Annotated in this window: 32 protein-coding genes, 1 pseudogene and 1 riboswitch; of the genes and pseudogenes, 19 read left to right on the top strand and 14 right to left on the bottom strand. The window is 34.2% G+C overall.

Going from position 1 to position 24,215, the window contains the following annotated elements; all coding sequences use genetic code 11:
• Nucleotide 1: 1 nt before the first annotated feature.
• Nucleotides 2-562 (bottom strand): cysteine hydrolase family protein, encoded by a 561-nt coding sequence (locus CER22_RS11450; protein WP_088608780.1) that lies wholly within the window; start codon nucleotides 560-562, stop codon nucleotides 2-4.
• Nucleotides 563-744: 182 nt separating this feature from the next.
• On the opposite strand from CER22_RS11450, the gene CER22_RS11455 reads away from it, so the two are divergent.
• Nucleotides 745-1,005: a DUF6123 family protein gene (locus CER22_RS11455; RefSeq protein WP_001195212.1), complete on the top strand. Its 261-nt coding sequence runs from the start codon at nucleotides 745-747 to the stop codon at nucleotides 1,003-1,005.
• 2 nt (nucleotides 1,006-1,007) lie between these two features.
• On the opposite strand, the gene CER22_RS11460 is transcribed toward CER22_RS11455, so the two are convergent.
• The 3 genes from CER22_RS11460 to CER22_RS11470 form a co-directional block, all read right to left on the bottom strand.
• The gene (locus CER22_RS11460) at nucleotides 1,008-1,913 is read right to left on the bottom strand and encodes a DMT family transporter (protein WP_048543452.1); all 906 of its coding nucleotides are present in this window, start codon (nucleotides 1,911-1,913) and stop codon (nucleotides 1,008-1,010) included.
• Nucleotides 1,914-1,926: 13 nt separating this feature from the next.
• Complete coding sequence (locus CER22_RS11465) at nucleotides 1,927-2,313, bottom strand: reverse transcriptase-like protein (RefSeq protein ID WP_000573873.1); 387 nt, start codon at nucleotides 2,311-2,313, stop codon at nucleotides 1,927-1,929.
• A 70-nt stretch (nucleotides 2,314-2,383) separates the two neighbouring features.
• The gene (locus CER22_RS11470) at nucleotides 2,384-3,256 is read right to left on the bottom strand and encodes an aldose 1-epimerase family protein (protein WP_088608781.1); all 873 of its coding nucleotides are present in this window, start codon (nucleotides 3,254-3,256) and stop codon (nucleotides 2,384-2,386) included.
• A gap of 132 nt (nucleotides 3,257-3,388) precedes the next feature.
• Nucleotides 3,389-3,433: riboswitch (PreQ1 riboswitch) on the top strand.
• A gap of 6 nt (nucleotides 3,434-3,439) precedes the next feature.
• Here CER22_RS11470 and CER22_RS11475 point away from each other — a divergent pair.
• The 3 genes from CER22_RS11475 (at nucleotide 3,440) to CER22_RS11485 (ending at nucleotide 4,925) form a co-directional block, all read left to right on the top strand.
• The gene (locus CER22_RS11475) at nucleotides 3,440-3,928 is read left to right on the top strand and encodes a QueT transporter family protein (RefSeq protein ID WP_088608782.1); all 489 of its coding nucleotides are present in this window, start codon (nucleotides 3,440-3,442) and stop codon (nucleotides 3,926-3,928) included.
• 148 nt (nucleotides 3,929-4,076) lie between these two features.
• Nucleotides 4,077-4,736, top strand: coding sequence for a ribonuclease H family protein (locus CER22_RS11480; RefSeq protein ID WP_088608783.1), 660 nt, complete (start codon nucleotides 4,077-4,079; stop codon nucleotides 4,734-4,736).
• Between the two features lie 12 nt (nucleotides 4,737-4,748).
• On the top strand, nucleotides 4,749-4,925 hold the full coding sequence (locus tag CER22_RS11485; RefSeq protein ID WP_000358801.1) for a zinc-finger domain-containing protein: 177 nt from the start codon (nucleotides 4,749-4,751) through the stop codon (nucleotides 4,923-4,925).
• Nucleotides 4,926-4,957: 32 nt separating this feature from the next.
• Here the strand turns inward: CER22_RS11485 and CER22_RS11490 are convergent, their stop codons facing one another.
• Both CER22_RS11490 and cspB read right to left on the bottom strand, forming a co-directional pair.
• The gene (locus tag CER22_RS11490; RefSeq protein WP_000534395.1) at nucleotides 4,958-5,206 is read right to left on the bottom strand and encodes a DUF2564 family protein; all 249 of its coding nucleotides are present in this window, start codon (nucleotides 5,204-5,206) and stop codon (nucleotides 4,958-4,960) included.
• Between the two features lie 119 nt (nucleotides 5,207-5,325).
• Entirely contained in the window at nucleotides 5,326-5,523 is a 198-nt protein-coding gene (gene cspB, locus CER22_RS11495; protein WP_001161731.1) for a cold shock-like protein CspB, read from the bottom strand.
• Between the two features lie 266 nt (nucleotides 5,524-5,789).
• Here cspB and CER22_RS11500 point away from each other — a divergent pair, with 266 nt between their 5' ends.
• From CER22_RS11500 to CER22_RS11540, 8 genes are all read left to right on the top strand, one after another.
• Complete coding sequence (locus CER22_RS11500) at nucleotides 5,790-6,518, top strand: YqcI/YcgG family protein (protein ID WP_088608784.1); 729 nt, start codon at nucleotides 5,790-5,792, stop codon at nucleotides 6,516-6,518.
• A gap of 138 nt (nucleotides 6,519-6,656) precedes the next feature.
• Nucleotides 6,657-7,289, top strand: coding sequence for a LysE family transporter (locus CER22_RS11505; RefSeq protein WP_000466560.1), 633 nt, complete (start codon nucleotides 6,657-6,659; stop codon nucleotides 7,287-7,289).
• A 19-nt stretch (nucleotides 7,290-7,308) separates the two neighbouring features.
• Complete coding sequence (locus CER22_RS11510; RefSeq protein ID WP_000286360.1) at nucleotides 7,309-7,602, top strand: hypothetical protein; 294 nt, start codon at nucleotides 7,309-7,311, stop codon at nucleotides 7,600-7,602.
• 82 nt (nucleotides 7,603-7,684) lie between these two features.
• Nucleotides 7,685-8,314 carry a sterol desaturase family protein gene (locus CER22_RS11515; RefSeq protein WP_000832138.1) on the top strand — a complete coding sequence of 210 codons (630 nt, stop codon included), beginning with the start codon at nucleotides 7,685-7,687 and terminating at the stop codon, nucleotides 8,312-8,314.
• A gap of 309 nt (nucleotides 8,315-8,623) precedes the next feature.
• Nucleotides 8,624-8,965, top strand: coding sequence for a DUF485 domain-containing protein (locus CER22_RS11520; RefSeq protein ID WP_062822009.1), 342 nt, complete (start codon nucleotides 8,624-8,626; stop codon nucleotides 8,963-8,965).
• A gap of 2 nt (nucleotides 8,966-8,967) precedes the next feature.
• Complete coding sequence (locus CER22_RS11525) at nucleotides 8,968-10,518, top strand: solute symporter family protein (protein WP_001103252.1); 1,551 nt, start codon at nucleotides 8,968-8,970, stop codon at nucleotides 10,516-10,518.
• Nucleotides 10,519-10,698: 180 nt separating this feature from the next.
• Nucleotides 10,699-12,048, top strand: a complete 1,350-nt coding sequence (locus CER22_RS11530; RefSeq protein ID WP_000850952.1) for an aspartate aminotransferase family protein — start codon at nucleotides 10,699-10,701, stop codon at nucleotides 12,046-12,048.
• A gap of 81 nt (nucleotides 12,049-12,129) precedes the next feature.
• Nucleotides 12,130-12,408, top strand: coding sequence for a DUF3986 family protein (locus CER22_RS11540; protein WP_088608785.1), 279 nt, complete (start codon nucleotides 12,130-12,132; stop codon nucleotides 12,406-12,408).
• A 60-nt stretch (nucleotides 12,409-12,468) separates the two neighbouring features.
• On the opposite strand, the gene CER22_RS11545 is transcribed toward CER22_RS11540, so the two are convergent.
• Complete coding sequence (locus CER22_RS11545) at nucleotides 12,469-13,632, bottom strand: cation:proton antiporter (RefSeq protein WP_088608786.1); 1,164 nt, start codon at nucleotides 13,630-13,632, stop codon at nucleotides 12,469-12,471.
• 268 nt (nucleotides 13,633-13,900) lie between these two features.
• Here CER22_RS11545 and CER22_RS11550 point away from each other — a divergent pair, with 268 nt between their 5' ends.
• Complete coding sequence (locus tag CER22_RS11550) at nucleotides 13,901-14,746, top strand: MerR family transcriptional regulator (RefSeq protein WP_088608787.1); 846 nt, start codon at nucleotides 13,901-13,903, stop codon at nucleotides 14,744-14,746.
• Between the two features lie 129 nt (nucleotides 14,747-14,875).
• Nucleotides 14,876-16,231: an MATE family efflux transporter gene (locus CER22_RS11555; protein WP_087985632.1), complete on the top strand. Its 1,356-nt coding sequence runs from the start codon at nucleotides 14,876-14,878 to the stop codon at nucleotides 16,229-16,231.
• Between the two features lie 36 nt (nucleotides 16,232-16,267).
• Here the strand turns inward: CER22_RS11555 and CER22_RS11560 are convergent, their stop codons facing one another.
• Nucleotides 16,268-16,933, bottom strand: coding sequence for a DUF421 domain-containing protein (locus CER22_RS11560; protein ID WP_000923941.1), 666 nt, complete (start codon nucleotides 16,931-16,933; stop codon nucleotides 16,268-16,270).
• A gap of 160 nt (nucleotides 16,934-17,093) precedes the next feature.
• Here CER22_RS11560 and CER22_RS11565 point away from each other — a divergent pair, with 160 nt between their 5' ends.
• From CER22_RS11565 to nfsA, 3 genes are all read left to right on the top strand, one after another.
• Nucleotides 17,094-17,672: a YdcF family protein gene (locus CER22_RS11565; protein ID WP_088608788.1), complete on the top strand. Its 579-nt coding sequence runs from the start codon at nucleotides 17,094-17,096 to the stop codon at nucleotides 17,670-17,672.
• A gap of 149 nt (nucleotides 17,673-17,821) precedes the next feature.
• Nucleotides 17,822-18,139, top strand: coding sequence for a DUF4870 domain-containing protein (locus tag CER22_RS11570; RefSeq protein ID WP_088608789.1), 318 nt, complete (start codon nucleotides 17,822-17,824; stop codon nucleotides 18,137-18,139).
• A gap of 233 nt (nucleotides 18,140-18,372) precedes the next feature.
• Nucleotides 18,373-19,107 (top strand): oxygen-insensitive NADPH nitroreductase, encoded by a 735-nt coding sequence (gene nfsA, locus CER22_RS11575; RefSeq protein WP_088608790.1) that lies wholly within the window; start codon nucleotides 18,373-18,375, stop codon nucleotides 19,105-19,107.
• An 87-nt stretch (nucleotides 19,108-19,194) separates the two neighbouring features.
• On the opposite strand, the gene CER22_RS11580 is transcribed toward nfsA, so the two are convergent.
• The 6 genes and pseudogenes from CER22_RS11580 to CER22_RS11605 all read right to left on the bottom strand — a co-directional run bounded on the left by CER22_RS11580 (nucleotide 19,195) and on the right by CER22_RS11605 (nucleotide 23,443).
• Entirely contained in the window at nucleotides 19,195-19,920 is a 726-nt protein-coding gene (locus tag CER22_RS11580) for a sulfite exporter TauE/SafE family protein (RefSeq protein ID WP_088608791.1), read from the bottom strand.
• A gap of 123 nt (nucleotides 19,921-20,043) precedes the next feature.
• Nucleotides 20,044-21,264 carry an MFS transporter gene (locus CER22_RS11585; RefSeq protein WP_088608792.1) on the bottom strand — a complete coding sequence of 407 codons (1,221 nt, stop codon included), beginning with the start codon at nucleotides 21,262-21,264 and terminating at the stop codon, nucleotides 20,044-20,046.
• 19 nt (nucleotides 21,265-21,283) lie between these two features.
• Nucleotides 21,284-21,733: an ArsR/SmtB family transcription factor gene (locus CER22_RS11590; RefSeq protein ID WP_088608793.1), complete on the bottom strand. Its 450-nt coding sequence runs from the start codon at nucleotides 21,731-21,733 to the stop codon at nucleotides 21,284-21,286.
• 128 nt (nucleotides 21,734-21,861) lie between these two features.
• Nucleotides 21,862-22,685: pseudogene (locus CER22_RS11595) on the bottom strand (MFS transporter).
• Nucleotides 22,686-22,690: 5 nt separating this feature from the next.
• Nucleotides 22,691-23,158 (bottom strand): VOC family protein, encoded by a 468-nt coding sequence (locus CER22_RS11600; RefSeq protein ID WP_000589719.1) that lies wholly within the window; start codon nucleotides 23,156-23,158, stop codon nucleotides 22,691-22,693.
• Between the two features lie 165 nt (nucleotides 23,159-23,323).
• Entirely contained in the window at nucleotides 23,324-23,443 is a 120-nt protein-coding gene (locus CER22_RS11605) for a YjcZ family sporulation protein (RefSeq protein WP_000120183.1), read from the bottom strand.
• A 239-nt stretch (nucleotides 23,444-23,682) separates the two neighbouring features.
• Here CER22_RS11605 and CER22_RS11610 point away from each other — a divergent pair, with 239 nt between their 5' ends.
• Nucleotides 23,683-23,901 (top strand): aspartyl-phosphate phosphatase Spo0E family protein, encoded by a 219-nt coding sequence (locus CER22_RS11610; RefSeq protein ID WP_002096752.1) that lies wholly within the window; start codon nucleotides 23,683-23,685, stop codon nucleotides 23,899-23,901.
• 50 nt (nucleotides 23,902-23,951) lie between these two features.
• On the top strand, nucleotides 23,952-24,140 hold the full coding sequence (gene hfq, locus CER22_RS11615) for an RNA chaperone Hfq (protein WP_087985600.1): 189 nt from the start codon (nucleotides 23,952-23,954) through the stop codon (nucleotides 24,138-24,140).
• The last annotated feature ends 75 nt before the right edge of the window (nucleotides 24,141-24,215 follow it).

Raw genomic sequence — 24,215 nt, forward strand, 5'->3', positions numbered from 1 at the left:
ATTAATCACGATATTGGTCGTGAGTTGGTTGGAAGAGGTCTTCCTCGATATCTCTCACCATAGAAAAATGATCCACATTATAATGACCGTGTAGAACTTTATTATGGTGCTCGATAATTTGTTCTGCAGATAACACGTTAGAATCAGTTGTGGAATGACCGTTTTTAATTAATGTAACATCAAATCCTTGTACAGTAGCTGTTCTAACTGCGGTGTCGATGCAATGTTCTGTTTTACATCCACCGATAACGATATGATTAATTTTTTCTTCTTTTAAAAGTTCAAGTAGAGAAGTGCCATAGAATGCGTTTGTTGCTGCTTTATTAATAAGGATTACAGACTGAGGTACTTTAATTTCATTATGTACTTCAAATCCTTCTCCGCTACCAGAAGCAACATCGATATCTCTTATGAAAACAATAAGGGCATTTGCATGTATTGCTTTTTGTACGGCTGTATTTAGTGTAGATAATAACTCTTTTTTGCGAAAAACTTCTTTTTCTTGTTCATTCCCATCCATTAATTCTTGCTGCGCATCGATAATTAATAGTGCTTGTTTCATCGTGTCTCCCCTTTAATATGAAATAAGTTCCACTATACATATTCATTCATATTGCAAGGAAAACCTTTATTGTCTATGCAGTAGACGATAGATTTACAAAGTTGTCAAAGAAATTTCATTCTCATAGCGTGTAAAAACATGTATGATAGGAGATGGAGAATTTTTGAGTAGGTGGGAATATCATGCAAACAGTAGAAGATTATCTTTCATTCTTACATACGAAAGGATTTAAACTATCAGAGGAAGCACAAGGGTTTATTATGTTTGGACAAGGATATACTGGTGCATCTGATGGAATTGTGAACGCAGCAATAGAAGCGACAATTAAACATCAATTACAGTTTGATGGGAGTTATTTTGTTGCGTTATTAGAACGTTTGAAAGAAGAAGAAATTACAGATAAAAAAAGCGCTAAGGCTTTTATGCGGAAGTTACAAGCGTAACTTCACGCAGCCTGCGCTTCTTTTTTTGTTTTGGAAGGTAATTCAACAAAAACCATGCCTAGGAAAATACATAGGCATCCGATAATAGCGGAAATAGAAAGTTGTTCGTTTGCAACGAGAACGCCTGTTAATGCAGCAAAAACAGGCTCCATTGCGAAAATAATTGCTACTCTCGTTGGAGACGTATGTTTTTGTGCTGATGTTTGAATAAAAAAAGCAATGGATGTCGCAAATAGGGAAGTTAGAAATAGAGCGAATAAAAAGGAAGAATTCGTCCATAGTGCTACTGAAAATAATTTTTCCCAATCTTCAAACAAAAAGGCGCAAATAGAAGAAAACATACCGACAGCTAATACTTGCGACGTGCTTAATAATAAAGGTGATATTTTCTTAGAGAAGAAGCCGTTAACAAGAATATGGGCAGCGAAAGCAACTGCACAACCGAGAACGAGTATATCTCCAATGTTTAATTGAAAAGAATCACCAGCAGTTAATAAGTATAAACCTGCTGTTGCTACAGCAATGCCCATTACGATAAAAATGGTAGCTTTTTGTTTTAAAAAGATAAAAGACAAAATTGGTACCATAACGATACTAAGACCTGTTAAGAAACCAGCTTTTGAAGAAGTTGTATAAAGTAAGCCGAATGTTTGTAATACATAGCCAACGCATAAAAAAAATCCAACGATTAATCCAGCGAGACTACTCTGTTTTATATCTTGTTTTGAAGATTTTTTTGAGAAAATCATTTGAACGAATAATAAAATAATTCCAGCGAATAAAAAGCGAATACCATTAAAAGTAAATGGACCAACGAAAGACATAGCATTTTGAACGACAACAAATGTAGCTCCCCAAATAAAAGAGACAAATAATAAAGCAAGAGGAGCAACCCAATCTTTTTTCACACTCATACCCCCGTTAATTTTGTAAGATAGCTTTTCTAGCTAACTCATCAGCAACTTTATTTTGACTACTTGGAATCCACTTAATAAAAAAGAGATCGAAACTTTTTATGTACTGTAATGCTTCTTCTAATAGTGGTGCAAACATTTTATTTTTTGCGTATTCTTTTTCGACAGCTCGCTCGACAAGTTGCGAATCTGTACGAAAAGAGACAATGTTATAATTATGCTCCGTGCAATATTTTAATGCCGCAAGTAAAGCGTGGTATTCTGCTTCATGATTGGACATTGTCCCAAGGGGCAATGATAATTGTACAGCTGGTTGCACCCCTTTAATAAACACTCCAGCACCAGAAGGACCAGGATTTCCTTTTGATGCACCATCAATATATACTTCAATCAAAATGAGAAACCTCCAAATTATAAGATGATCCCCTACTTATATGTTTCTTTGAAGTAGGGGATAGAGTAACTTAGCCGATTGTAATACTATAACGACATGTAAATGTTTCATTCGCTTGTAAAGATTGAATTCCTTTTTTTTCCTTTAAATCTTTTGCTGGATTTACTTCATCAGCAATACCGTACCAAGGTTCAATACATAAGAAAGGTGCGTTCTCACCTGGTGTCCATACGCCAACAAATGGGAAGCCATCAAATTCTACTTTTACAAATTTATTATGTTTATGAGAACGAATAGAGATTTCATCCGTATTCATATTTTCAAAAATAAGCGCATCATTTTTGAATAAATCGTATGTAAGTGGTAATTCATTCGTATTTTCAGCGATTAATTGTTTTTTACTTGAAAGGTAAGGTCCTTCTAATACGCTTGTTTCTAAGCGTTCAGAACCATTAAATGATAAATGATAATCTGTAAATGATTCGCCCTCTAATAAGGGGAAGTTGAAACCAGGATGTGCTCCGATTGAGAAGAACATCTCTTTTGAAGTAGGGTTATTTACTTCATATGTTACATGAACGATTTGTCCGTCTAGCTCATAAGAAACGAGTAATTCGAATTGGTATGGGTATTTTTTTAATGTTTCTTCATTACTAGTTACAATATAAGTGATTTTCGTTTCACTTTGTTCTTGTACAGAGAATGTAAGATCACGAGCAAAGCCGTGTTGTGTTAAAGAATATGGTTTACCATCTACGTAGTATGTATTATCTACTAATCGGCCGACAATTGGGAATAAAATTGGTGCGCGGCGCCCCCAATAAGAAGAATCGCCTTGCCATAAGTATTCAGTGTTATCTTCTTTTAAGCGAACGCTTTGTAATTCTGCACCTTTGTCAGAAATGGAAACGACCACTTTTTCATTTTGAATTGTTGCTGTCATGAAGTGAAACCTCCTAAAACTTTCATATGTTTTATTATACGTTGTCTAAAAGAAAAAAGGTAGTTAATGATAGGAATCTATTGACGAGAGGGTGTGTATTGCGTAGAATATATTCTTGTTGCTTAAAAAACGAATAACGTGGTTCGAAACCATCCCACGTAAAAAAACTAAGGAGATTTTGTCATGAATATAAGAACATTAGTCGGTAATGGTATTTTAGCGGCATTATATATTGCTGTTTCTATGCTTATTCAGCCATTTGGCTTTACGAGTGTACAGTTTCGTATTTCAGAGATGTTTAATCATCTTGTTGTATTTAATAAGAAAGCAATTTACGGAATTGTATTAGGTGTATTTTTAACAAATCTCTTTTTCTCACCTATGATCGCTTACGATTTAGTATTTGGAGTAGGGCAATCTATTCTTGCATTAGTTGCAACGATTATTTCTATGCGATTTATTAAAGGTGTTTGGGCTCGTATGATTTTTAATACAGTTATTTTTACAATTACAATGTTTATGATTGCAATTGAGCTTCATCTTGCATTTGATTTACCATTTATTTTGACTTGGTTAACATGTGCCATCGGTGAATTTGTTGTCATGGCAATTGGTATGCCTGTAATGTACTGGATTAATAAACGAGTACAATTTGAAAGATTTATGCAATAGATGAAAGAGCTATTCCTATAGGGATAGCTCTTTTTGTATGTAATCATATTGAATATAATGCTGTGACTCTTGATACAATATAATAAAATAAAGTGAGGCTTTCATTAGCTGACTACATATAAGAAGTCTTATATAAGGGGAATCTAGTATGAAATATAAAATTCATTGGTTGTATAAAACAAAGAGCGGATTGCAGACGGAATTAACGACAGATTATATGAACATAGACGATGTATTGCAATTTGCAGAGGATTTCGAGAAAACAGGAAGAGTGAAAGAACTATCATTTTATGATGAAATGGATGCAGAATGGTCATTAAAGGAAATGAAAAAGCTGAGTAAACAAGTGGAGGAAGAGCCCCAAGAAATCCTCGTTTATTTTGATGGCGGTTATGATGTACAGACGAAAGAAGCTGGATTAGGTATATGTGTATACTATAAAAAAGGAAATACAAAATACCGAATTCGCCGTAATGCATATATAGAAGGTATATATGATAATAATGAAGCGGAATATGCATCATTACTATATGGCATGAATATACTCGAGGAATTCGGAATTAAGTATGAAGCAGTTACACTTCGCGGCGATTCTCAAGTTGTACTGCAGCAATTGGCTGGAGAATGGCCTTGTTATGATGAGCATTTAAATCATTACTTAGATCAAATTGAACAAAAAGCGAAGCAAATGAAATTAAAACTTGTATGTGAACCGATATCTAGAAAACAAAATAAAGAAGCGCATCAATTAGCTACGCAAGCATTAGAAGGAACAGTCATTGATAGTCATAAAGAAATAACCGAATAGAGAGGTGCAAAGGTGGATAAAAAGCAACTCATTACAGAGGTAAATGACTTATTAGAAACGTATTGTGAAGGATGTTTCTTGCGAGAACATAATCGAAAGACAAATAGTAAGTATTACGCTCATTCATTTTGTATACGACAATGTACAGTTGGAGAAACATTGAAAAAGTATGGGGAACAGTTATCATGAAAAACATCCAGAGAAAATTCTCTGGATGTTTTTCAGTGTCTTGCTTCATTTAATTGATGCTCGCATTTACTTAATTTCTTTTCCTCATTCATTAAAAATGGCTCATCTAAATCTGTCGCAACAGATTTCATAATTTCAAGCTGAGAGCGAGCGGCTTCTACAGCAGTAGTCGCATGCTCTAATGTATCTGGATCCATTGAAATTGTCGCTGACCCTACCATTTTTTGTGCTGTTTCTACACGGAATTTCACTTCTTCAAAATCATTTACTTCTGATCCCATTATTACTTCCTCCTTTGTATATTGCGCATTTCACATAGTTTTTGCTCTGTAAAACGGAAATATACAAAGGAATAACAAAGGAGGTTACCAAGTAAGGTAACCTCCTGTTATATGTTGGATTAAAGTTTTACTACGTTAGCAGCTTGAGGTCCGCGGTTTCCTTCAGTGATATCGAAAGATACTTCTTGACCTTCTTCTAAAGCTTTGTAGCCGTCACCTTGAATAGCAGAGAAATGTACGAATACATCGTCAGCGCCTTCCATTTCGATAAATCCAAAACCTTTTTCGTTGTTAAACCATTTTACTTTTCCTTGCATGTTACAATTCCTCCTAAAAACATTTGCTTTTTTCATTTAGTGAAATTCATTTGAAAGATAATATAAACTAAAAATGCTATAATCTTGAATATTCTGCTAAATGATTAATTTAAATATACACGAATTGGTAGAAATTAGTCAAGTAAGCGATTTTATTTTTTTGTATTTTTAAATAATTTTTCAGCCGAATTTTTAAATAGGTATAGGACAGGCCGAGTATGTAATATTCTTAATTGAATGCTATACATAATGAGGTGAAAGAAAGAATGAATGAGTCTTATTTATTAGATAATGAAGGAATGAGAACGAGAACTGACATACCAAATTGGGTTGCAAAAGAATTTCAAAATTTTTCGAGTGTCGTGCTAGAACCAACTTTCCCATGTTATTTCGGCTTAACAGCTTTGAAAAAGAATGAACTTCGTTATTCATTTCTCTCTCATAATGATTGGAGTCATTTGCCACATACAATGTTATCTTTTTTAGAGTTAATGAAAGAGCGCCCAATTGTAAGAAGAGGATTCTTTCTTTTTGTGGAACCGGAATGTGAGGAACAATCACTGGAATATTATCGTGAGTACTTTTGGAAAGTACTACAATATTTACATGAAAACGATGACCAAACATGGCCGAAGCAAATTCCTGAAGACCCAGACCATTACTTATGGGAATTTTCATTTGGTGGTGAACCGATATTCGCATTTGGAAATGCGCCAGCTTATAAACAACGAAAAACTAGGCATTTAGGAAATTCTCTCGTTATTGGATTTCAACCGCGTACCATCTTTGATGGATTAGAAGGGGATCGCCCTAAAGGAGCATATTCAAGACAAACGGTCCGAGATCGAGTTGAAAAGTGGGATCAGCTGCCGAAACACCCTAACATTAGTCATTATGGTGATCCAGATCATCGCGAATGGAAACAATACTTCATAGGAGACGATGTAGAGCCGATAAAAGGAAAATGTCCTTTTCTTCATAAGTTAGAAAAGTAAGAGCCATCATCCAGATGGTTCTTTTGCATATTTTGGATAAAAAAGGGTATTTTAGTAGTAAATATTTTGATGAAAGCTAGTCTATTTTTAATCATTACATCATTACTTAATAGTAAAGGAAGTAGAAAGGATAGAGCGATGTTTGGAGCGATTATACAACAAATTGTATTAGGTATTTCATTAGCTGCGCCAGTAGGTCCGATTAATATTGAAATGTTAAAACGAGGAATTGAACGAGGTTTTTGGCATGCATGGGTTGTTGGAATTGGTGGAATGACTGCAGATATTTTGTTTATGCTTCTCATTTATTTCGGTTTATCTTCTGTGTTTATGTATACATATGTACAAGCTTTTATGTATTGCACAGGGTTTTTCTTATTATTTTATTTAGGATTTCAAAGTGTAAAACAAGGAATTTCCCACTCGAATATGGAATATAAAAAGGAAGAGGTAGGTGGCCTTAAACAATCGTTTATGGCAGGTTTTTTAATTGCGATATCCAATCCATTAAATCTTGTTTTTTGGTTTGGTATATACGGAAGTACACTTAGCTCATTGCTTACGAAGGTAACGAAACAAGAAGCCTTTTTATACAGTCTTTGTATTATCGTTGGCATTATTTTATGGAATTTAAATATTGCTTTTTCTGTCCATTTTGGCAGAACTTTATTAAAGCAAAAAGCACTTGGCTATATAACAGCCGGAGCCGGTATTATTTTAGTAGGATATTCTATCCATTTTGCATACAAAGCTTTACAGTTGTTCACATAAGATTGAAGGGGAGATTTTTATGTATCGAACCACTATTGACGGAAAAGAAATTATTATTACGTTAGCACCCAAAATCCGAAAAGAAATTACTGATAGGAATCCACTATATGAAGCGGTATTTCATAATGCAGCAAGATTACTGCAAACAAAGCAACCAACGTTTGCGCTAAATCATGAAATATTTGGGCTCATTATTGGAGAGGTACAAAGAGGAGAAGTAACAGTGTTTGCGGTGGAACATATTATTCCAAAGCAAAATATATTTGGATCGAACAATTTTTTCTCGACAATAGAGCAGCAGGCAAATTTGTAAAGTGAATAGAATAAAATAAAAAATAAAAGAAATAGTCGTAACGATATGTTGCGGCTGTTTTTTTGGAAAAGGGGGAAGGAAGATGAAGAGAGTGGGGAAAGAGTTCTTTTTACAACATGATATCGTTATTATGTATAGTATTTTATTTATTTTCATCATTATTTTAAAAATGCAATTTTTCACATGGATCGGTATGTTCGCGTGTTTGTTTGGGATTGTTTTTTATACGCTTAACGAATATATGACACATCGGTTTTTATTCCATTTAAAGCCACCTAAAAACGTATTTTTATTAAAAATGTTAAGAAGATTACATTATGATCATCATGTATATCCAGATGATTTAAAACTATTGTTTTTGCCTGTATGGTTTAGTATACCTAGCTTTACTATATATTTACTTATAGCATATGGTATAACAAAAAGTGCTACTATTACACTTTCATTCGGAATTGGAATGATTATCATGCTTCTCGTTTATGAATGGAAACATTATATTGCACATAAGCCGATTCGTCCGTTCACTAAGTTTGGAAGATGGCTAAAAAAACAGCACATATTACACCATTATAAAAATGAAAAGTTTTGGTTTGGTGTTTCAAATCCAGTATTCGATTTCATATTTGGAACACTTAAAGATGGGAAAGACGTTGAATTAAGTGAAACAGCTCGTAATTTAGAAAAAGAGAAAAAGACAGAAGTAGTGCGATAAGCACTACTTTTTTTATTTGGAAATTTGCCGGGTGGTAAAACTCCCGCCTCAAAATCCGGCAAATATGAGGAAGTTAGATGGAAGATAACTTCCTGTAAAGCTTGACTGGTGAGGAATTGAAGTGCGTAATTTTTATGTTGAAAAAGTATATTAAAAACTTAGGAGAAATTGGCGAAAAATGTCTATCGAAAAATCTTTGCAGGAATGTATGGATTGTCTAAAATAGAAATAAGTTTCTGAATATTTATAAAATTTAGTCTTTAGGTATACAAGGGGGAATTGTATTTTCAGTAAGAGAGGGGAATGGGAATGAAAAGAGATGATACATCAGCACGTAAGTTACAAAATGAAGTGAATTATACAGAGGTTGTTCAGTCAGAAGAATTTCAATTGCTATTAAATACGAAAAAGAAGTTTATCGTTCCGATGAGTATTTTCTTTTTAAGCTTTTTTATTGCATTACCTATTTTAACATCGTATTCAAAGGTGCTCAATACACCAGCATTTGGGGATGTTACGTGGGCATGGGTGTTTGCATTTGCGCAATTTATCATGACGTGGTCATTATGTATGATTTATAGCAAAAAAGCAGAATCCTTTGATAAAATCTCGCAAAAAATTCTACAAGATATGCAAAAAGGGAGGGGCTAACTTTGAATGTAACCGCTTTTGCATTATTTTTAATCATCGTTCTTGGTACACTCGTCATAACTTATTTTGCATCGAAGAAAACGAAAAATGCGAGTGAGTTTTATACAGCTGGAGGGGGATTAACTGGTTGGCAAAATGGTCTGGCCATTGCGGGAGATTATATGTCTGCTGCGTCTTTTCTTGGTATAGCCGGAGCCATCGCATTAACTGGTTTTGATGGGTTCTTTTATAGTATCGGTTTCTTAGTTGCTTACTTAGTTGTATTATACTTAGTTGCAGAGCCACTTCGAAATTTAGGGAAGTACACGTTAGCAGATATGATTGCGGCGCGTTTTGATGCGAAAAAAGTTCGCGGCGTTGCAGCGCTTAATACAATGACGATTTCGATTTTTTATATGATTGCACAATTAGTTGGGGCTGGTGCACTTATTAAATTATTATTAGGGATCGAATATACGACATCCGTTTTAATCGTTGGTACATTAATGACAGTGTACGTTATTTTTGGCGGAATGACTGCGACGAGCTGGGTACAAATTGTTAAGGCTGTATTACTTATGGCTGGTACATTTATTATTTCTGTTATCGTTTTCTCAAAATTTAATTTTAGTGTGACTGAAATGTTCGCGCAAATGAAAACAGCTACGCCATTAAAAGATTCATTTTTAAATCCAGGGGTAAAGTATAAGGATGGTCTTGATACACTGTCTTTAAATTTAGGACTAGTTCTTGGTACTGCCGGATTACCACATATTCTTGTTCGCTTTTTTACAGTACGTGATGCAAAAACGGCACGGCAATCTGTTGTGTACGCTACGTGGTTAATTGGCGCATTTTATATTATGACAATCTTCTTAGGATTTGGGGCAGCAGCATTTGTAGGAAATGAGGCAATTATGAAAGCAAACCCTGCTGGTAATATGGCAGCACCTTTATTAGCTAAAGCGTTAGGTGGAGATTTCTTATTTGCTTTCGTATCAGCAATTGCCTTTGCAACTATTTTAGCTGTAGTGGCAGGCCTTGTATTAACAGCAGCATCAGCATTTGCACATGATTTTTATAATGAAATTATTCGCAAGGGGAAATCAACGGAAAAAGAGCAAGTGTCAATGGCTCGCTATGCGTCTATTGGGGTAGCGGTATTATCCATTATACTAGCGTTATTTGCTCAAACGTTGAACGTAGCATTTTTAGTTTCATTAGCATTTGCAGTTGCAGCGAGTGCAAATCTACCAGTTATATTATTCACAATATATTGGAAGCGCTTCAATACAACAGGTGCCATTTCGGGTATGGTCGTTGGTCTTGTATCAGCAATTGTTCTCGTAGCCTTAAGTCCAAATGTTTGGAACCCTGTAGCTGGAAAAGCTATATTTGTTGGGGAAGCGATATTCCCATATACGACACCTGGAATTATTTCAATTCCGCTTGGATTCCTTGCAGCATATTTAGGAACCGTGTTATCTAGTAAGAAAGAAGATGCTGCGAAATTTGATGAGATTCTTGTGAAATCTAATACAGGTCATGGTGTTAGTGATGCATCGTCACATTAAAAAGAGAAGGGCTTTTCGATATATAAGAAAAGCTCTTTTTTTCTTGTAAATATTACTGTATTGTAAGTAGGATTTTGTCTTAATTTTGTGGAATGAAAATAAGCAGGGAGAAAATTAAATCATCATGGCACCAGCACAGCTTTTGTGAAAAATAAGTTGTTATGGAAGGTGGAAGAAATGATGAAAACGAAACAGACTGATGAATTATTAGCAAAAGATGAGCAATATGTTTGGCACGGAATGCGTCCCTTTAGTCCAAATAGTACAATGGTAGGGGCAAAAGCAGAAGGGTGCTGGGTTGAAGATATAGAAGGGAAAAGATATTTAGATGGTATGAGTGGTCTTTGGTGTGTGAATAGTGGATATGGCAGAAAAGAGCTCGCAGAGGCGGCTTATAAGCAATTACAAACATTATCATACTTTCCAATGTCACAATCGCATGAACCGGCTATAAAGCTTGCAGAAAAATTAAATGAGTGGCTTGGAGGAGAGTATGTTATTTTCTTCTCTAATAGTGGCTCGGAAGCGAACGAAACAGCTTTTAAAATAGCAAGACAATACTATGCTCAAAAAGGTGAACCGCATCGTTATAAATTTATGTCACGTTACCGCGGGTATCATGGAAATACAATGGCGACGATGGCAGCGACTGGACAAGCACAGCGTAGATATCAATATGAGCCATTTGCTTCAGGATTTTTACATGTAACGCCGCCAGATTGTTATCGTATGCCTGGAATAGAAAGAGAGAATATTTATGATGTAGAATGTGTAAAAGAAGTAGATCGCGTTATGACATGGGAATTAAGTGAAACGATTGCAGCTTTTATTATGGAACCAATTATTACGGGCGGAGGCATTTTAATGCCGCCACAAGACTATATGAAAGCTGTTCATGAAACGTGTCAAAAACACGGTGCCTTGCTCATTAGTGATGAAGTGATTTGCGGTTTCGGACGTACAGGAAAAGCATTTGGATTTATGAATTATGACGTTCAGCCAGATATTATTACGATGGCAAAAGGGATTACGAGCGCATATTTACCGTTATCAGCGACAGCTGTGAAAAAAGAAATATATGAAGCATTTAAAGGGAAGGGAGAATATGAATTCTTCCGTCATATTAATACATTTGGTGGAAATCCTGCAGCTTGTGCATTAGCGCTTAAAAACTTAGAGATTATGGAAAATGAAAATTTAATTGAGCGATCTGCACAAATGGGCTCGCTTTTATTAGAGCAATTAAAAGAAGAAATTGGAGAGCATCCACTTGTTGGGAATATTAGAGGGAAAGGTCTACTAGTTGGAATCGAACTAGTAAATGATAAAGAGACGAAAGAACCAATTGATAACGACAAAATTGCAAGTGTTGTAAATGCTTGTAAAGAAAAAGGTTTAATTATTGGACGAAACGGCATGACAACAGCAGGATATAATAACGTCTTAACATTAGCACCACCACTTGTTATTTCAAGTGAAGAAATTGCCTTTGTTGTTGGAACGTTGAAGACGGCGATGGAACGTATTTAATGAATCGAGCGAGCTGTAATATACAGCTCGCTTTTGTTTATTATGTGAAATATGATAAATTTTCAAAGGGAGGGAACTTTTATGAAGAAATATGACCCTAGTCAACATTATCACATCGGGTATTATGAAGATGGATACGATTTAGAAGTGACGGCGTACAAAAGAATAAATGAACCAGTTTGGGACGCTTATATTCCGCACTATGAGGTAGACAATTTTTATAAGAAAGTGGAGAAAATGAAGCTAGGTGAATATATAGATGATTATGGCATTATGGTGTATTCATTTAGTAATGATATGGACGATGAAGAAGCACGAATTATTTTTGAAAAATGGTTAAAAACGAATAAAATTGTTTAAAGATAAAACGAAAAAGGAGATTGCTATCTTATAAGATAGCAATCTCCTTTTTTATTAAACTTATTTACTTGCTTTCATTGCTTTATCTTTTGCACCAAAAGTGTATTTTAACATTGGTGGTGTAATCATTGTAGTTAAAATAACGACAATAACGATAGCTGTAAAGTAATCTTGTGCTAGTAGACCTGAAGAAAGTCCTGTTCCTGCGATGATAAGTGCAACTTCACCACGAGAAACCATTCCAGCACCGATAATTGCAGAAGACTTAGCGCCAAATCCAGTCATTCGTGCACCAAATCCACAACCAATTAGTTTCGTTAATACAGCGATTACTGTTAATGCTAGGATGAACCAAATTTGATTGCCAATACCGTCAAATGTAATATTCATACCGATACTAACGAAGAATACTGGAACGAACATAGCGTAAGCGATTGGTTCTACTTTCTTTTCTACTTCATGTTTGTAGTTCGTTTGAGAAATAGCGATACCAGCGGCGAAAGCACCGATAATACCAGCAATTCCTAATAGTTCGCCGAAATATGCGAATGAGAAACAGATGATAAGAGCCGCGCTCACGATAGACTCAGATACGCGTAGTGGTGATAACCAGCGCATAATCGCAGGAACACCTTTCCATCCGATTAAAATAATAGAAGCGAAGAATACAACTTTCTTCAAGATAACCATTGTTAAGTTAACATCGTCTGTACCTAAGAAGCTCATTGCAAATGCTAATAAAATAACAACAAGAATGTCATCAAATACAGCCGCGCCAAGCATAGTTGTACTTTCACGTGTTTTCATCTTTCCTAAATCACGAAGTGTTTGTACGGAAATACTAACACTTGTCGCACATAGAAGTAATCCTAAAAATACAGCATTTCCTTGTTCCATTCCCATAACAAGACCAGAAACGTAACCACCTACGAATGGTAGAATGATACCTCCAAGTGCAACAGCTAAAGAAGAATTACGATTTGCATTTAATTCCTCTAAGTCTGTTTCAAGTCCTGCCATAAACATTAAAAGAATAACACCGACATTACTTAATTGTGTTAGAAGCTCTGAATTTTCAATCCAACCTAATATAGCTGGACCGATAACGATACCGACAATTAATTTACCGAGTACAGAAGGTTGACCTAGTCTAACACTAAGGTCACCAGCAAGCTTTGTACTTAATAAAATAAGTGCAATTTGAAAGAAAAATTCGAAATCCATCGGATCCTCTCCTCATCATTTTTATTTTTATCATACGATTTCTCGGAATTTGCCTAATGAAAATATGTAAAACCCATTAAACAAAGGGTCTGATTACAAGTTCTTTTGAACTCGTAATTTGAACCTGTAATTAATATATAATAAAATGTATGAAAAATCAATGAAAAAATAGCAGATTTTCATGATAGGATTCGATTTAGGTATGGAGGGAATCACTATATAATAAGAAGAAATAAGGCTACATTTTTTATGAATTGGAGAAGGGTATATGTTATTAAATAAACGTTTTACAATTGGAGAAATGGCAAAAATGCATAATATAGCGGAATCTACTTTACGCTATTATGATGAAAAGGGGATTTTTCATCCGTCCATTGTGGACCCGCAAACAAATTATCGCTATTATACGATCGATCAATTTTCACTATTAGATACGATTAAATTTTTACGCCAATTAAATATTCCATTAAAGGAAATTAAGAAATATATTGATGAAAGAAATCCGGCATACGCACTCAATTTACTGGAAAAACAACAAGAAATGATGTTGAAAAAACAAAGAGAAATTGAGTATGCTTTGGCGAAAATGGAACATAAAATTCATTTAATTAAGGAAGCGACAAAAGCAAAAGCTGAACAAATGGTAATTAAAGAGATCCCGCAGCGAAAAATTACAGCAATTGCGGTTGCCCCGAATACGACGGATGATATGTTTGAGTACTATATTCATTCGTTGCAAAAAAATATGAAACAAATGGATGATAGCTTATTCTCTGGAGATATCGGTGTAACAGTTGCGAAAAAAGGATTAATGCAAAATGAGTTTCAAGCATATAGCAGTGTTTTTATTCTTTTGGATTACATGCCTTTTCAAATACATAGTTCAGATGAAATTAAAGAAGGCATGTTTGCCTGTGTATATCATCATGGACCATATGAAGAAACGGATGAAACATATAAGAAGTTAATGAAATATATTGATCAAGAAGGATACGAAGTAAGTGGAGATGCGATTGAGATTGCATTAATTGATTGGTCTGTAACAGATAATCCAGAGGAGCAAGTAACAGAAATTCAAATTCCTATAATGAAAAAACAAAGCAATAAGTTGTAGGACTCGTATCATTACAAATTGGCATCAAACACGATAATTAAGTTACCTATTTTTTAATTCTCTATTGACCTTCAAGTAACTTTAAGGTTTAAACTGTGAACAGAGCATTGAAAAAGGAGCATTTATATGATGGAAACAACAGAAAAGTTAAGAGAAAAACCGATAAAAAGTTTATTTATTTCTTATTTAATACCAGCCGTTCTAGGAATGGTGTTAATGTCAGTTAATATTGTGATTGATGCGGTTATGATTAGTAGGGGAGTTGGAGCGAACGGATTAGCAGGAGTAAACGTGGCTATTCCAGCGTTTTCAATTTTCTTCTCTATTTCATTATGGATTGGAATGGGCGGGGCAACGTTATATTCCATTGCACTAGGTGAAAATAAATTAGATAGGGCAAGATCTATTTTTACTCAATCCATGACGGTAGCAGTAATTATCGTAGGTGTGTTAGCAGCGATTTGCTTATGGAGAATAGAAGATTTAGCATACTTATTCGGTGCAAACGAAGTGATTTTACCGTATGCGTTAGACTATTTACACGTGTTATTAACATTTGGAATGATATACGTTTTAGAAAATATTTTAAGTACATTTATACGAAATGACGGAAATCCTAATTTAGCAATGGCAGGTCTAGTTGTAACTGCTGTATTAAATATAGTGTTTGACTATATCTTTATTTTCATCTTTGGATGGGGTGTAACAGGTGCTGCTTCAGCGACTATTCTTTCAGCAGCAATTGGTTTCCTTGTATTATTAACGCATTTCTTTAGAAAAAGTAGTATTTTAAAGTGGACGAAATTCCATTTTGAATGGGATACAGTTAAACAAATTATGATTATAGGTTTTCCTAGTTTTACAGCAGAAAGTACAGTAGCGATTGTTACGATTGGTTTTAATATTGCATTCGTTCAATATGCAGGAGAAGTAGGAGTCGCTTCTTATGCGATGGTGAACAGTATTCATGCGATGACATTACTACTATTCTTCGGTGTTGGAGCAGCGTTACAACCGATCGCTAGTTTCCATTACGGGGCAAATTTACCAGAAAGATTGCGTGAAGGATTAAAGTTCGCTGTAAAAATTGCGGTAGTACTCGGTGGTATTGCAATAGTTATCGGATTATTCTTCGGGAAATATATTATTGGTCTATTTGATGTCCAATCTCCAGAGTTATTGGAGTTAACATTAACGGGTATTAGCTTGTTCTTTATCCAATATGTATTTTTAGGATATAACATTGTGTATGGAGAGTACTTCCAATCAGTGCGACAAACGACAAAATCAGTGCTGATTATAATGAGCCGAGGGTTACTATTTATTATTCCATTATTATGGATTATGCCAAAAGTATTTGGGATAAATGGAATTTGGCTCGTTATGCCAGTAGCTGAAGTATTGACAGCGATTATCGTATTTACGATGAATCGCATGAAACATCCTGTTCCATTAAATATGGCGGGAGAGAAAGAAGCGATTTAATGAAGAAAATCCCCTTGAGCAAGTAAGGGGATTTTTTTACTCTTTTAAACTAATCGCAAAAGATCCATCTGTTTCTTGAACAGACGCGAAAGCAACGCTTTTAATATTAGTGATGCCCTTTTCTTTTAATTCTTTATATAACCATTTTTCGTCTTTATGAATTAACTTTAAGTTATCGTATTGAATTTGCGAATCAACGATAAGGGCAATTGGTAATCCAGCATACGTAACATCTATGTTTAAATCTTTTGGAGTTAATGGTACAAGTTCACGCTTTGGTAAAATGCTAATGGCTCCGTTCGCTTCTAAAATAGCATATTCAATTTCGTGAACACTTGGATATCCTGCGACGCGAAGGTTAGACAGTAGTTCAGCGATTGGATATCTACTTTTTTGTAAGTTTTCAAAAATAATATCACCATGTTTAATTAAAATGATAGGGTGCCCGAGAATAAAACGATTTAGTTTGTTTAGTAAGCTTAATTTTGTAAGAAGCAAATGCAAACATGTAATAACGACCATACCGAGAAAAGCTTGCAAAGCACCAGAGACAGGTATGGCCTGAAAAGCTAAATAAGATAAAAAGATAATAGCACCAAAATCATGAGGAGTTAGTTGTGCTAAAGCTGATTTACCGAGCATTTTAAGTGATAGTAAAAATAAGATGAAAAAGAACGATACGTTACATAAAAAGAGAAGCAATAGAGACACTCCTTCGTGCAAAGTTGTACTTACTGTTCCCGAAAGAAATATAAATATTACTTTCCAGAGGATAAATTAGGCTGAATTGGAATTTGTCTGTATACAAACAAATAAATGGATATTATCATGAAAGAAGCAAAGAACATAGGAGTATATGGATATGAAAAAGAAGAAAATAATTAAGTATATGATAGGCATTATAATCATTTGCACCGTTTATGCAGGATTTTTACAATATAACATTTATAAGCATGGACAGATGAATGCAACATACGATGCGGATTATATAATTGTATTAGGCTCGAAAGTAAATGGAACGAAACCGTCGTACTCATTGCAATATCGTATTGATAAAGCAGCTGAGTATTTACAATCACATGAGAAAACACTTGCTATAGTATCTGGAGGGAAAGGAAAAGGAGAAGATATTTCAGAAGCATTAGCAATGAAAAATGGATTAATGAAACTAAAAATTGCAGAAGACCGCATTATAATGGAAGATAAGTCAACGAGTACAGATGAGAATATTAAATTCTCAAAACCGTTAATTCCAGACAATATGAAAAAAGGAATGATCGTAACAAACGATTTCCATATGTTTAGAGCGAAAAAAATAGCAGCCAAGCAAGGTTTACAATTAGAAGGTCTTCCGGCTGAAACACCGAAGCGAATTGTCATTCCATCGAATATACGAGAGTATTTAGCCATTACGCAATATTGGTTTATGAATCGAATATAGAGAAAAGTAATCCCGTCTGGAAGTCCAGTCGGGATTATTTTTGATGAAAATCTTACAAATATGTCATGTTCATGAAAGGTAAAGCGATAGTTTCTAGAATCGATTCCTGACATAATGAAGATAACAAAAACTATTTAGAGGTGAATCGGATGAAAGGAAATAATATATTATCTTCACTATGTTACTTTAGTATCTTTTTTGCACCATTTTTACTGCCAATTATCGTCTACTTCGTTGCGGAGGATGAAGTGAAATACCACGCGAAAAAATCATTTTGGTCACATATTTTCCCGTATGCGGTTTTATTTGGTGGATTAGCAGTATCCGGCATATATGGTTTAAGCTTCAATCAATCTGATGGTGCTGGAATTGGAATGATGATCACATATGCAGTATTCATTCTTGTAGGGATTTATTACTTCATTTGGAATATCGTAAAAGGTATTAAAGTTTTGAAAACAACGTAATAAGACAAGAAATAATTTGATGTAAACCTGTCGGTATTTGTTGATAAGTCGATATATTTGAAAAATCGTTGATATAATGCAAGGAATCGTCGATATAATTTCATTTACCGTACTAATAGACGTTTTAAAAAAGAGCAATTCAAAAAGAATTGCTCTTTTTGTGCTTATAAGTTGTGAATATTGAAAAAGATATGTTAATTTTTCATTATGAAGAGAAAAAAGGAGTGTTTTTCATGAATGAGATCATACATAAAATGGAGCAACACGTTTCAGTTCGTAAATATAAAGAAGAATCAATTCCGAAAGATGTAGTAGAAAGAATGGTGCAAGCTGCGCAGCATGCTGCTTCCTCGCATTTTGTACAGGCGTATTCTGTTATATATGTAACAGATCAAGACCTAAAGGTTAAACTAGCAGAGCTATCCGGAAATCGTCACGTGAAAGACTGCGCAGCATTCTTTGTTTGTTGTGCAGATTTAAAACGACTTGAAATGGCGTGTGAACAGCATGGTACAGAGATTAAGCATGAAGGAGTAGAAGACTTTATCGTTGCGACTGTAGATGCTTCACTGTTCGCGCAAAACGTAGCGTTAGCAGCAGAATCGTTAGGATACGGTATTTGTTATATTGGTGGTATTCGTAATAACCCGAGAGAAGTAAGTGAATTGCTTCATTTACCAGATAAAGTATATCCTATATTCGGAATGACAGTTGGTGTACCAGATGAAAATCATGGAGTGAAACCGCGTTTACCAGTAGCAGCAATTCTTCATGAAAATGGGTATGATGAAAAGAAATATGATGAATTATTAAACGAATACGATGAAACGATGAGCTCGTATTACAAAGAAAGATCAGCAAACAAGAAAAACGTAACATGGACGGAATCAATGAGTTCGTTTATGGCTAAAGAAAAAAGAATGCATATGAAAGAGTTTTTAAGTGAAAAAGGATTTAATAAGAAATGAGTAAAAAGGCAGACCTGCATGCAGGTCTGCCTTTTTTGGAGGAGAAAAATGAAGCAAGCTTTAATCGTTTTATCTTGAAAAACTTACTTATAATAAATGCAAACTTTCAATAAGAAGATACATACCCGTACAACTCAAAAGGATGTACGTAAATATTTGAAAAATCCGTTGATTAAGCCATTTGAAAATAATTTGACCTATATACAAACCTAGAAATACGATTGGAATAGCATATAAACTGGATTCCCAAATTGTTTTGTTTGTCCCAGTGAAGAGTATTTGAGTTAGTAGACTAATGAAATATATAAATAGATAAAAAGCCAATGTAGTTGCTCGTAACTTCTCCTTTTTCGTATCAGTTCCTGTAAAATAAAGTAACAGTGGAGGTCCTGGCATACCGATACTTGTCGTTAAAAGACCAGATAATCCGCCAACTATGAAATCTCTAGATTTTGTTGATTGAATCTTAAAGTTGCATATTAGCATCAACGTTAATAGTAAGAGAAGGATGCTAATTGCTAATTTAAATGTGTTGATGTTAATGGAAGTGAAAATGATAATACCAAAAGGAACACCAATTATACTTCCGAAAATTAATCTTTTCAGTAGAATAAAATCAATGTCCATTCTTATTTTCCAGATGAGTGATATAGAAATAATTAATGATAAAATGATATTTATTTGTATAGCTTCTTGTGGTAGAAATAACATGAGTAAGAAAGGTGTTGCCATAATAGAAAAGCCAAAACCTGTACTTGTTTGTAAAATAGAAGCTACTAATATAATACATATGAAAGTGAATATAATCTCCAAAATAGTCCTCCTACATAATTAGGTCCAATACATATTTTAACATAAAGTGAAACTTTAATCAGTGGGGCTTACTGTCCTTTAAAACGGGAAAAAAGCGGCTAAATAGCCGCTTTTTTCTCGCATTTAATATTCCAATGATGACCCTGTAGCTTTAAAATATTTTTCTCGTGAAGGTTTCATTACCCGGATTGCTAATAAACAGGAAAGGAAAAGAATGAGTAATGAGCTACTGATTACAGTGATTTGAACGGAAAGAAATTGTGCGGATGCCCCAATTGCTAAAATGAAAAAGATTTGGATGAAATTTTTTATGGAATCAAATACGCTATCAATACGTCCCATCATATGTACAGGGATGTTATTTTGATAAAATGTTATAAAGCCAGTACCAGCAAATGATGAAGAAATGCCAAGTAAAATGAAACCACTCGCTGCAACTATAAATGAATTTGAAAAGGCGAAAATTACATAGCCTATTGCTGTGAAAATCATACCTAATCCGATACAATGTTGAATTGGTAATCGTTTAGCAAAGAGAGAAACAAGAAATGAACCGAAAACGTAAGCAGCACCAGTTATACTAACAAGCATGCTATATTCTATATTGGATAAAAACAGTACTTGTTTTGTGAAAACAACTTCTTGTGAATCGAGTGCCATAGAGACAAGCATAGTAGCTTGAAATAAAACGAATATGAGAATAATGTAACTTTCAGTTCGAGCGAATGAAAAAACTTGTTTCCAATCACTTCGTAATGTTTGTACTAAAGTATTTGCAACTTCTTCGTTTTGTTTTGTTTGTAGTGTAATGTTTGGCAAGAAGTAAATGAGAATGGTAGAAAGTAGAAAGGAAAGTGAGTTGCAGTAAATCACAAAGGATGCTGAGTACGTGGTGAGAAGTATTCCAGCAAGAGCTGGACCGATAATGAAAGCCCCGCTTGTACAAAAGCTATTCCAAGCGTTAAATTGAGCGCGTTCTTCAGCTCGTATGAGCATCGTTTTATAAGTGAATGAAGCTGGATCGAAAAATGATGTAGCGATGCGAGTTAAAAAGATAAAAATATAAATGGCCCAAATAGAATCAAATAGTGGAATACAGCCAATAAGAGCTGCCCGAATTATATCTGTGATGAGCATAATGGACCGTTTGTTTAATCGATCTACTATACTACCAGACCATATTTTTGTAACAACGGTGGCAATTGGACCTACAATCCATAATCCTGCTACAGCAGCAGGGGAGTTTGTGCTATTTAACACCATTAAGTTTAGGGCGATGAGATACATAAAATCACCTAAACGAGAAATTCCTGTTCCCGACAATAATAATAATTTATTTTTCATAAGCAGTTGGACCTTTCTTTCATTGTTTTTTAATCCTGCAGGAAATAGCGTATTCCTCTTCGGAGTTTGATTGACGAGCGGTTTTGTTTTCCCAGCGTAATAAAACTTGTGTAACTTCCCAAGTAAGCTGTTGTAATTCCTCTGGAGTTAAAAATAAATGAGATACAATATGACTGCCTGTATTCGTTCCTTCTGTGCCGCTTTCTTTAATATAGAAATGAGCAGATTTTGCCTTGTAATATTTTTCAATAATTCCTCGTTTTTCTTTCGTGTCTACTAATTCAAGTAACCCTCCATCATATAAAATTTGAACGTGATAATGAACGCTACCAGCAGATTTATTTAGTTTAGTAGCTACTTGTTTTGCAGTGAGTGCCTCGTCTTTTAAAAGGTGAAGAATTTGAATGCGAGTTGCATTAGAAATGAGCTTCTGCTGCTCAGCTGAAATAGTAAGTCTATCGTCAAACATTATGATATCTCCTTTCTTATGATCTAAATTTATTGTACATTCTAAAAAATTAGAACGTAAGGAAAATAAATCGCCTTTTTCCTTTATATTTCGACATAAAGAAAAATAGCATGTACATAAACATGCTATTAAGTGTTAGTAGATTCTTCACTCAGTTTCCCGCGATAAAACAGGTAAAGCCATATAAAACTAACAAAAATACAGCATAGAGCTAATAGGCTACCAATAATTTGCGGAGAAAGAATTTCTAAAAGCGCTCCTGTAAAAAACATGGATAACTGAATAAGAGATCCGTAAATGGAATAATGGAATGAAAAAACTTTACCCATCTTTTATATCAGTAAAAAATGCTTTTTTACTTGTTACAAGTATCATGAGAAGGGATATTCATATTATAAATAAAATAGGCTGAAATAAAGTATGACAGGCTATTTACTAAAAAAGCGAACTCAATATGTAAAGATTGTGCAATTATCCCGCCCAAAGAAGCACCCATAATAGACATAAAACCATTAATTGTACTAGAAAGAGAGTTAGCAGTTACGAAATGATTTTGGTGTACGATATTTTTTAAGGTTGCTTGTTTAGCTGGTTCAAATAAACAAGAAAGTACGGATAAACATATGTTAGAAATGAAAATAATCTCAATTTTATATAATGCAAATAAGTAAGTGAGGACGATCATGCCTCGTAAAAAATCGGTAAAAATCAGAATCTTCTTTTTAGAAAAACGATCTACAACTCCGCCTATAAAAGGGCTAAGAAGTAGCTGTGGTAAACCTTTACTTATAAAAGTGAGTGCAATCATAAACGGAGATTCCGTTATGCTATAGACGAATGTTACTAAAGCTAAAGTATGAAACCAATCTCCAAGTACACTTAACGTTTGCCCGTAAAATAGTTTATTGAAGTTTTTATTTGTTTTTAGAAGTGTGGAATAAGAAACTGACATAAAATTTAATCTTTATGTAATGATGATGCTTGAACTTGTTTTTTCCACTCGCTTAAATACACTTTCTCCGCTGTAGGAAGTCCAACAGGTAATTGTGCGATCAATTCTAAACTATTTCCGTCAGGATCGTTAAAGTATACGGCGGCATGTGCTAATTCTGGAAAAACAATCGGTTCAATTGGTTCCATTCCAAAATCTTTTCTTGCTGAAATTCCTTTTTGATTTAGCCAATGAATCGCATTTTCTAAATCATGTAAGCTTACTTGAAAGGCGATGTGCCGTAAAGAGGGATGATAATTAACTTTGTATTCTGTGCCTTCCCAAAGACCGAGCCAACTTTCGTTTTCTTTAATCCAAAAGAAAGCAATATCATCTCCTCTTTTATATAATTTCAGTCCAAGTGATTCATAAAAAGATATTGATATCTCTAAGTTACTGACAGGTAAGTGTGCTTCGTAAAGACCTTTAATCATTATAATCCTCCTTAGTAAAACATTTCTTATTTCATAGTAAACGTTTTTTTATTAGTTGAAATCACAAAAAAGAGGGATATCACTTCATACGAAAGTATGAAAAAACAGCTCAAATATGAGCTGTTTTCGTATAGTTTTTCGTTCATTTGTTAAGGATAGGATATATTAGTATCCGTATCCGCCGCCACCCCAGCAGCTACATCCGATGATGATTAGAAGGATGAATAGTACGATAAGCAAAGCAAATCCACCGCCGAAACCAGAGCAACTTCCACCATAGCTCATATGTTTTCCTCCTTTTGAGTAAGTTAATCTATATAATTCATGGACTACTATATACAGTATGTTTTTTGTATGGAAAAGGAGCCAGTCTCTTTTGTAATTAGACAAACGCCTGTATGGTTATTTTGATTGTATATTGTGCTGGGGGTATGTGAAGAAATCATTATATATTTTGCAATTTGTTCATAAAAAAATATAAAAATTGTAAAAAAAACCATTTTTATATTTTTTTATGAGAGGATTTGTACTATAATTTTACAAGTAATATTATGGGAAAAGGGAGTTTTAGTAAAGAGATGGAGATGGGAAAATTACACAATAAAATAGAAAACAAAAAGAAAGAGCTAATCCAACTTGTTGCTAGACACGGATTGGATCATGATAAAGTTTTGTTATTTAGCCGAGATTTAGATATACTTATTAATAAGTTTATGAATGTAAAAGATAAAGTACATAAATAATTTGTAGTGTTTTATATTAAGATATTTTGCGGAAAAGGAGAGAAAAGTATTTGGAACATTTACAAGAAGAGCTATATAAACAAATAAAAGAAGAAAAAGGTATTGTTACAATTTTTTTAAAGAGTGGCGTTAGAATAGTAGGAGAAGTTGTTGCAATAGACAAATTTACCGTTTTAATGTTAGTTGATGGAAAACAACAGCTTATATACAAGCAGGCTATATCAACGATAATAAAATAAGACACTCAAATTGGTCTTATCCCCGTCAAGTAGACAGCTTTAAAAAAAGACTAAGCAGCCATTGAGATTCGATAT

Source organism: Bacillus sp. K2I17 (assembly GCF_002209985.1).
Taxonomy (GTDB): Bacteria; Bacillota; Bacilli; order Bacillales; family Bacillaceae_G; genus Bacillus_A; species Bacillus_A wiedmannii.

Coding starts and splice junctions, on each gene's coding strand:
- CER22_RS11450 (WP_088608780.1), bottom strand. CDS start 562: ATGAAACAAGCACTATTAATTATCGATGCGCAGCAAGAATTAATGGAT.
- CER22_RS11455 (WP_001195212.1), top strand. CDS start 745: ATGCAAACAGTAGAAGATTATCTTTCATTCTTACATACGAAAGGATTT.
- CER22_RS11470 (WP_088608781.1), bottom strand. CDS start 3,256: ATGACAGCAACAATTCAAAATGAAAAAGTGGTCGTTTCCATTTCTGAC.
- CER22_RS11475 (WP_088608782.1), top strand. CDS start 3,440: ATGAATATAAGAACATTAGTCGGTAATGGTATTTTAGCGGCATTATAT.
- CER22_RS11480 (WP_088608783.1), top strand. CDS start 4,077: ATGAAATATAAAATTCATTGGTTGTATAAAACAAAGAGCGGATTGCAG.
- CER22_RS11490 (WP_000534395.1), bottom strand. CDS start 5,206: ATGGGATCAGAAGTAAATGATTTTGAAGAAGTGAAATTCCGTGTAGAA.
- cspB (WP_001161731.1), bottom strand. CDS start 5,523: ATGCAAGGAAAAGTAAAATGGTTTAACAACGAAAAAGGTTTTGGATTT.
- CER22_RS11500 (WP_088608784.1), top strand. CDS start 5,790: ATGAATGAGTCTTATTTATTAGATAATGAAGGAATGAGAACGAGAACT.
- CER22_RS11505 (WP_000466560.1), top strand. CDS start 6,657: ATGTTTGGAGCGATTATACAACAAATTGTATTAGGTATTTCATTAGCT.
- CER22_RS11510 (WP_000286360.1), top strand. CDS start 7,309: ATGTATCGAACCACTATTGACGGAAAAGAAATTATTATTACGTTAGCA.
- CER22_RS11515 (WP_000832138.1), top strand. CDS start 7,685: ATGAAGAGAGTGGGGAAAGAGTTCTTTTTACAACATGATATCGTTATT.
- CER22_RS11520 (WP_062822009.1), top strand. CDS start 8,624: ATGAAAAGAGATGATACATCAGCACGTAAGTTACAAAATGAAGTGAAT.
- CER22_RS11530 (WP_000850952.1), top strand. CDS start 10,699: ATGAAAACGAAACAGACTGATGAATTATTAGCAAAAGATGAGCAATAT.
- CER22_RS11540 (WP_088608785.1), top strand. CDS start 12,130: ATGAAGAAATATGACCCTAGTCAACATTATCACATCGGGTATTATGAA.
- CER22_RS11545 (WP_088608786.1), bottom strand. CDS start 13,632: ATGGATTTCGAATTTTTCTTTCAAATTGCACTTATTTTATTAAGTACA.
- CER22_RS11550 (WP_088608787.1), top strand. CDS start 13,901: ATGTTATTAAATAAACGTTTTACAATTGGAGAAATGGCAAAAATGCAT.
- CER22_RS11555 (WP_087985632.1), top strand. CDS start 14,876: ATGGAAACAACAGAAAAGTTAAGAGAAAAACCGATAAAAAGTTTATTT.
- CER22_RS11565 (WP_088608788.1), top strand. CDS start 17,094: ATGAAAAAGAAGAAAATAATTAAGTATATGATAGGCATTATAATCATT.
- CER22_RS11570 (WP_088608789.1), top strand. CDS start 17,822: ATGAAAGGAAATAATATATTATCTTCACTATGTTACTTTAGTATCTTT.
- nfsA (WP_088608790.1), top strand. CDS start 18,373: ATGAATGAGATCATACATAAAATGGAGCAACACGTTTCAGTTCGTAAA.
- CER22_RS11585 (WP_088608792.1), bottom strand. CDS start 21,264: ATGAAAAATAAATTATTATTATTGTCGGGAACAGGAATTTCTCGTTTA.
- CER22_RS11590 (WP_088608793.1), bottom strand. CDS start 21,733: ATGTTTGACGATAGACTTACTATTTCAGCTGAGCAGCAGAAGCTCATT.
- CER22_RS11600 (WP_000589719.1), bottom strand. CDS start 23,158: ATGATTAAAGGTCTTTACGAAGCACACTTACCTGTCAGTAACTTAGAG.
- CER22_RS11605 (WP_000120183.1), bottom strand. CDS start 23,443: ATGAGCTATGGTGGAAGTTGCTCTGGTTTCGGCGGTGGATTTGCTTTG.